Here is a 6,685-nt window from a genome sequence, read left to right on the forward strand (position 1 = left end):
CCTGACCCCCACACCCCCGCCGGAGCCTCTCTCGCCGGAGACCCCCTCACCCTGTCCGGCCTCGCCTCGGACGCCTGGAGCCTGACCGACGGCACGCCGCGCGCCGTACTGGGCCTGGCGGGACCGCCCGGAGCCGGCAAGTCGACCCTCGCCCGCGCCCTGGTCGCGCACCTCGGCGAGGGTGCCGCCTATCTGCCGCTCGACGGCTTCCACCTCTCCAACGCGCAGCTGGCACGCCTCGGTCTGACCGCCCGCAAGGGCTCCGAGCCGAGCTTCGACGTGTGGGGGTACGTCGATCTGCTGCGCCGGGTCCTCGACGAGACCGTCCACGACATCTACGTACCGGACTACGACCGCACGCTCCACGAGCCCGTCGCCGGACGCCATCTGGTGCCGCCGGCCGCCCGGCTCGTGGTCACCGAGGGGAACTACCTCGCCTGCGATCTGCCGGGGTGGCGGGACGCGTACGTACTCATGGGGGAGTGCTGGTACGTGGAAGCGCCCGGGGATGTGCGGCAGGAGAGGCTGGTGGAGCGGCAGTTGGCGGGTGGGAGGGACGAGGCGCAGGCCCGGGACTGGGTCGCGACCAACGACGACCCGAACGGGCAGCTGGTGGAGAAGTCACGGGACCGGTGCCACCGGACGCTCACCACGATCGGCATGGACCCGTCTTCGTTCTGATTCGTTCTGATGTGGACTTGATATGGACACATCCAAGTCTTGGCAATAATCTGATACTTGGTCTAGACCTGAAACATCGCCTCACGCATCGCGATGCGCACGCACGGCTCACGGAAGTTCCCCCACGTACTCCAGGAGCGGCAGCATGCGAGAAAATCCCCCACCCCGAAAGCGGCTGAAGTGGTACGCGGTCGCGGTCGGGCTCGCCACCACCGGAGCGTTCGTGCTCTCCAGCGGCGGAGCCACCGGCCACGGCTACACCGATCTCCCCGTCAGCCGGCAGAAGGTCTGCCAGAACGGCACCGTGACCAACTGCGGCGACATCCAGTGGGAGCCCCAGAGCGTCGAGGGCCCCAAGGGATTCCCGGCGGCCGGACCCTCCGACGGCCAGATCTGTTCCGCGAACCACGCCAACTTCGGCGCGCTCGACAAGGCGACGACGCCCTCGGGCGGTGCCTGGCCGACGACCAAGGTCAACGGCGGGCAGAGCTACACCTTCCGCTGGCAGTTCACGGCACGGCACTCCACGACCGACTTCAAGTACTACATCACCAAGAACGGCTGGAACCAGAACGCTCCGCTGAGCCGGTCCGCGCTGGACACCGCACCGTTCCTGACCGTGCCCTACAGCGGTCAGCCCCCGGCGACGCTCTCGCACAGCGGCACCCTGCCGTCCGGCAAGAGCGGGCACCACGTCATCCTCGCGGTGTGGACGATCGCCGACACGGGGAACGCGTTCTACGCCTGCTCGGACGTCGCCTTCTGAACCTCCTGAGCCTCCTGAACCTCCTGAGTATCTCCGCCGGCCCCCACGGGTAGGTTCCCTCGGGAACGCGAAAGGCCCCCGCTCTCACGGGGGCCTTTCTTCTGTGCGTCTGTGCGCCGCCAGGGACTCGAACCCCGGACCCGCTGATTAAGAGTCAGCTGCTCTAACCAACTGAGCTAGCGGCGCGTGACTCTCGCCGACCGCTCTCGCGGCTGGCGACAGAGAAAATACTACCCGGTCCTCAGGGGTGCTCCGAACCACCACGGTCGGCAGGTCAGAGGGCTTCAGATCGCCAAGGAGAGCAGCACCGGCGCCGCGCCCCGGTTCAGGGTGTCCGCCGCCTCGCGCAGCCGGTGGGCGTGCTCCACCGGGAGGGAGAGGGCGAGGCAGCCCACGGTCGATCCCGCCGTGACGGGGACCGCCGCGCAGACCGTGCCGACCGCGTACTCCTGGAGGTCGAGCACGGGCACGGTGGGTGCCTGGGCGTCGAGCCGGGACAGGAGGACCCGTTCGTTCGTGATGGTGCGCGAGGTGAGCCGGGCCATCCGGTGGCGTGACAGGTGGTCGCGCCGGCCGTTGAGGTCGAGCTGGCCGAGCAGGCTCTTGCCGATCGCGCTGGCGTGGGCCGCGGAGCGGAAGTCCACCCACTCGTTGACCGCGGGGGTGGCCGGGCCTTCCGCGCACTGGGTGACGTGGATCTCGCCGTCCACGTACCGGCTCAGGTAGACGGCGGCGCCGACCGAGTCGCGCAGCCGGTCGAGGTTCCGCTGGAGCCGGCCGCGCAGCGCCTCGTCCCGGTGGTGCGCGGAACCCAGCCGGCCGAAGGCCTCCCCGGTGACGTACGCCCCGTCCGCGAGCTGCTCGACGTACCCCTCCCTGCGCAGCATCCGCAGGAGCGCGGTGAGGCGCTCGGTGCCGAGGCCGGTGTGGCGGGCGAGTTCGGCGTCGGTGACGCCGGTGGTGTGCCGTGCCACGGTTTCCAGGACGCGCAGGGCGTCCTGGGCCGAGTGGTACGGCGCGGTCGACTCGTGCTTCAGCGCCACGGTGGTCCCCCTGCGCTTTGCGGCCCGGCGCGCAGGTCGACGCGGGTATGCATCGACGTGCACATCAACGCGGCCCGGTCGGCCGGGCCCCCTCCACGATAACGGCCAAGGGCCTTACCGGGAGGGGGTGTTGGCGAGATTGGTGGCGCATTCCAGCCCCTCGACAGCGGCGCATTCAGCTGGCGCGTGCCAGAGTCATGCTCATCACGCTGATCGTGCTGATCACGCTGATCGTGCTGAGCAGGCTCACAGCACCGCGCCGAGGAACTCCCGGGTCCTGTCGTGCTCCGGGTCGCCGAAGATCTTCTCCGGCGGGCCGGACTCCAGGACGTGCCCGGAGTCGAACATCAGCACCTGGTCGGAGATGTCCCGGGCGAAGTTCATCTCGTGGGTCACGCAGAGCATCGTGATGTCGGTGGTGCGGGCGATGTCCCGCAGCACGTCGAGGACGCCCGCGACCAGCTCGGGGTCGAGCGCGGACGTCACCTCGTCGAGGAGCAGCACCTGCGGCCGCATCGCCAGGGCCCGCGCGATCGCGACCCGCTGCTGCTGCCCGCCGGAGAGCTGGCTCGGGTACTTGTCGATGTGCTCGGCGAGCCCCACCAGGTCGAGCAGCTCGCGGGCCCGCTCCTCGGCCGCGTCCTTGGACATGCCGAGCACGGTGACCGGCGCCTCGGTGAGGTTGCGCAGCACCTTCATGTTGGGGAAGAGGTTGAACTGCTGGAAGACCATCCCGATGTTCTTGCGGACCTCGCGGATGTGCTTCTCGCCGGCCGGGACCAGCTTGCCGTTCTTCTCCTCGTGGGTGAGGTAGTCGCCGTTGACCTTGATCGTGCCCTCGTCGGGCTTGGTCAGGGTCATCAGCAGCCGCAGGATCGTCGTCTTGCCGGAGCCGGACGGGCCGATCAGCGTCACGTGCTTGCCGGACGCGACGGAGAAGTCGAGCTCGTCGAGGACCGTGTTGGCGCCGAAGCGCTTGGTGACCTTGTCGAACCGGATCAGCTCGCTGCCGTCCACCGCCGGATTGATGCTGGAGTCGGTGGCGGAGTTGGTGTCGGGCTCTTTCGACAGGTTCGACAGGGGGGTTTCGGAAGGGGGGGTGTCAGCGGACAAGACGTCGCTCCAGGGCTCGCATGAGGAGGGAAGCCGGATAGGAAATGACGATGAAGGCCACGCCGATGACCGTCAGCGGCTCGGTGAACTGGAAGTTCTGCTGCGCGAACAGCCGCGCCTCACCGAGCATGTCGAGGACGGTGATCGCCATCAGCATCGGCGTGTCCTTGAGCATCGAGATGACGTAGTTGCCCAGCGCGGGCACCACCCGGCGGATCGCCTGCGGCAGGATCACCGCGGTCCACGTCCGGGTCATGGGCAGGTTCAGTGCCGTGGCCGCTTCCCATTGGCCGGCCGGCACGCCCTCGATGCCGGCCCGGTAGACCTGCATCGTGTACGTCGAGTAGTGCAGCCCGATCGCGACGACGCCGGTGGTCATCGCGGAGAAGGTGATGTCCCACTCGGGCAGCACGTAGAAGAGGAAGAACAGCTGGACCAGCAGCGGGGTGTTGCGGATGAACTCCGTGACGACCCCGACCGGCCAGCGCACCCAGCGGGTCGGCGTGCGCATCAGCAGCGCCCACACGAGGCCGAGGGCGAAGGAGATCAGCGAGCCGAGCACCAGAGCCTGGAGGGTGACCAGCAGGCCGTCCCAGAAGTGCGGCATGAAGTCGCCGACGGCACTCCAGTCCCATGTCATACGACACCTCCGCCGACGCCGGTGGTCTCAGGGCGGCCCAGCTCCTGCTGGGAGACGCTCTTCTCGGGAACCTCGCCGATACCGGCCTTGAGCCGCTTCTCCAGACCGCGCATGAGCCGCGTGAGCAGGAAGGCGATCACGAAGTAGATCAACAGGATGTACGTGTAGATCTCCGCGCTCTCCTGCAGCGCGAGCCGCACCAGGTTCCCGCTGAAGGCCAGGTCGCCCATGCCCATCACGGACACCAGGGCGGTGCCCTTGAGCAGTTCGATCAGCAGGTTGGAGAAGGGCGGGATCATCTCCGGCACCGCCTGCGGCAGCAGGATCAGCCGCAGCCGCTGCCAGGGCGAGAAGCTGAGCGCGATGCCGCCCTCGACCTGGGCCGGGTCGACGGAGTTCAGGGCGCCGCGCACGATCTCGGAGCCGTACGCCCCGTACGTCAGTCCGAGCGCGAGGGTGCCGGCCCACATCGGGACCAGCTGCCAGCCGAAGGCGGGAGGCAGCACGAAGAACACCCAGAAGATCATGATCAGTGCCGAGGTGCCGCGGAACACCTCGGTGTAGAAGCCCGCGAGGAAGCGGACGATCCACAGCCGGTGGACGCGCGCGATGCCCACCACGAAGGAGACGGCCGCGGCCAGCAGCGAGCTGAGGACCAGCAGCTGGACCGTGACCCAGATGCCCTTGAGTACGAGTTCCCAGAGTCCCGATGTCATCCGCCGCACAACTCCTTCGCGGTCATATCGGTCATCTCGTTCTTGGTGAAACCGAAGGGCCGCAGAAGCCGGAGCAGCTCACCGCTCTCCTTCATCTTCGCGAGTTCCACATTGAAGGCGTCCCGCAGCTTCGTCTCCGTCGGACGGAACGCGAAGCCGCCGCCGTCCACGTGCGGCTTGCCGTCCACGAGGGGTGAGAACGGCTCGGTCGACTCCACCTTGCGGGACTTCTTGACGACGTCGCGGGTGGTCAGCGCCGTCCCGGCGAAGACGTCGACGCGGCCCGCCTCGACGGCGTTCATGCCCGCGACCTGATCCTGGACGATCAGGATGTCGCTCTCCTTGTACCCGGCCTCGACCGCGTACTGGATCTCCGCGTAGCCGGTGCCGGTCGCGAACTTCGCCTTCGACTTCACGACGTCCTTGTAGTCGCGCAGGTTCTTGGGGTTGCCCTTGCGCACGATGAAGGCGTCGAGCATCTGGTAGTCGGGGTCCGAGAAGATCACCTGCGCGCAGCGTTCCGCGTTGATGTACATGCCGGCGGCGACCACATCGAACTGCTGGGACTTCAGACCGGGAATGAGCGAGCCGAACTCCGTCGGCACGGGCTGTACGCGGTCCACCCCCAGCCGCTTGAAGATGACTTTCGCCAGTTCAGGGGCCTCGCCCGTGAGCTCACCGTCCTTGTCGATGTAGCCGAAGGGGATCTCGCCCGCGATGCCGAGGCGTACGACGCCCTGGGCCTTGAGCCGGTCCAGGAGCTCACCGCCGTCCTTGCCCGACGCCGTGGCCACGCGGCTGCAGCCGGCGGCGCCCAGCGCACCGAGCGCCGCGACACCCGCCAGCAGCGACCGGCGGCTCGTGCCGCGTGGTCCGGGTCCGAGGTTCCCTGCCTCCGACGAAGCTTCCTTCGAGTCGTTCCCAAATGGTGGAGCCATGGGCGCGCGGCTACCCCGGATGATGCGAGTTATTCGGATTGTTTTGCGCCCCCCGTACGTGTGGCGGCGGTCTTGACCCCGGGTGGACCATGGAAACCATGGCCGACCGCTACATCGACGTGTCCCTGCCCAAGCGCGGAGTCCACTGCACCGCGAAGCTCCTCGACGACCGCGCCCCGATCACCTGCGAGGCGGTGTGGAACGCGTTGCCCCTCGCCGGGGACGTGTACCACGCCAAATACGCCCGCAACGAGATCTACACCTTGCTCCCGGCGTTCGCGCCGACGGAACCACCCCTGGAGAACCCGACCGTCACGCCCATCCCGGGCGACCTCTGCTACTTCTCGTTCTCCGGCACGCAGCTGGGTTCCCAGGCGTACGGATACGGGGGTGCCTCCGGCGTGCAGGCGGGCACACCGGTGATCGACCTGGCCCTCTTCTACGAACGCAACAACCTGCTGCTCAACGGCGACGTGGGGTGGGTGCCGGGGATCGTCTGGGGCCAGGTGGTGGAGGGCCTGGAGCCGATGGCGGAGGCGTGCAACGACTTGTGGCGGGCGGGGGCGCTGGGGGAGTCGTTGAGTTTCACGCGGGTGTAGGGCCCGGGCGGGGGGCGTGGTCCGCTGCGGGTCCGGTGGGGGCTTGTCGCGCAGTTCCCCGCGCCCCTCAACGGCGCCTGCGGCGACCGTCAGGGGCGCGGGGCGCGGCGCCGTCAGGCCCTGCGGGGCCCGGCCGTCCCTCAACGGTGCCTGCGGCGACCGTCAGGAGTGCGGGGCGCGGCGCCGTCA

General features: G+C 68.6%; 8 protein-coding genes and 1 tRNA gene. 3 read left to right on the forward strand and 6 right to left on the reverse strand.

Annotated elements, in window-relative coordinates:
- Together AOK01_RS28960 and AOK01_RS28965 are read left to right on the forward strand one after the other, a co-directional pair.
- Nucleotides 1-681, forward strand: a 681-nt coding sequence (locus AOK01_RS28960) for a nucleoside/nucleotide kinase family protein (RefSeq protein ID WP_342671071.1), incomplete at its 5' end; no start/stop codon positions are given.
- 145 nt (nt 682-826) lie between these two features.
- The gene (locus tag AOK01_RS28965; protein WP_055516836.1) at nt 827-1,447 is read left to right on the forward strand and encodes a lytic polysaccharide monooxygenase auxiliary activity family 9 protein; all 621 of its coding nucleotides are present in this window, start codon (nt 827-829) and stop codon (nt 1,445-1,447) included.
- 112 nt (nt 1,448-1,559) lie between these two features.
- On the opposite strand, the gene AOK01_RS28970 is transcribed toward AOK01_RS28965, so the two are convergent.
- The 6 genes from AOK01_RS28970 to ehuB all read right to left on the reverse strand — a co-directional run bounded on the left by AOK01_RS28970 (nt 1,560) and on the right by ehuB (nt 5,897).
- Nucleotides 1,560-1,633: transfer RNA gene (locus tag AOK01_RS28970), tRNA-Lys, on the reverse strand.
- Nucleotides 1,634-1,731: 98 nt separating this feature from the next.
- Nucleotides 1,732-2,490 carry an IclR family transcriptional regulator gene (locus AOK01_RS28975; RefSeq protein ID WP_055516837.1) on the reverse strand — a complete coding sequence of 253 codons (759 nt, stop codon included), beginning with the start codon at nt 2,488-2,490 and terminating at the stop codon, nt 1,732-1,734.
- A gap of 246 nt (nt 2,491-2,736) precedes the next feature.
- Nucleotides 2,737-3,507, reverse strand: coding sequence for an ectoine/hydroxyectoine ABC transporter ATP-binding protein EhuA (ehuA, locus tag AOK01_RS28980; RefSeq protein ID WP_055516850.1), 771 nt, complete (start codon nt 3,505-3,507; stop codon nt 2,737-2,739).
- A gap of 85 nt (nt 3,508-3,592) precedes the next feature.
- Entirely contained in the window at nt 3,593-4,243 is a 651-nt protein-coding gene (ehuD, locus tag AOK01_RS28985; protein ID WP_055516840.1) for an ectoine/hydroxyectoine ABC transporter permease subunit EhuD, read from the reverse strand.
- Nucleotides 4,240-4,959 carry an ectoine/hydroxyectoine ABC transporter permease subunit EhuC gene (ehuC, locus tag AOK01_RS28990; protein ID WP_055516842.1) on the reverse strand — a complete coding sequence of 240 codons (720 nt, stop codon included), beginning with the start codon at nt 4,957-4,959 and terminating at the stop codon, nt 4,240-4,242. The genes ehuD and ehuC overlap by 4 nt, the downstream gene beginning before the upstream one ends.
- Nucleotides 4,956-5,897, reverse strand: coding sequence for an ectoine/hydroxyectoine ABC transporter substrate-binding protein EhuB (ehuB, locus tag AOK01_RS28995; protein ID WP_079103842.1), 942 nt, complete (start codon nt 5,895-5,897; stop codon nt 4,956-4,958). Before ehuB ends, ehuC begins: the two co-directional genes overlap by 4 nt.
- Before the next feature lie 98 nt (nt 5,898-5,995).
- On the opposite strand from ehuB, the gene AOK01_RS29000 reads away from it, so the two are divergent.
- Nucleotides 5,996-6,496 (forward strand): DUF3830 family protein, encoded by a 501-nt coding sequence (locus tag AOK01_RS29000; RefSeq protein ID WP_055516846.1) that lies wholly within the window; start codon nt 5,996-5,998, stop codon nt 6,494-6,496.
- Nucleotides 6,497-6,685: the final 189 nt, after the last annotated feature.

It is taken from the genome of Streptomyces aurantiacus (genome assembly GCF_001418335.1).
GTDB lineage: Bacteria > Actinomycetota > Actinomycetes > Streptomycetales > Streptomycetaceae > Streptomyces > Streptomyces aurantiacus.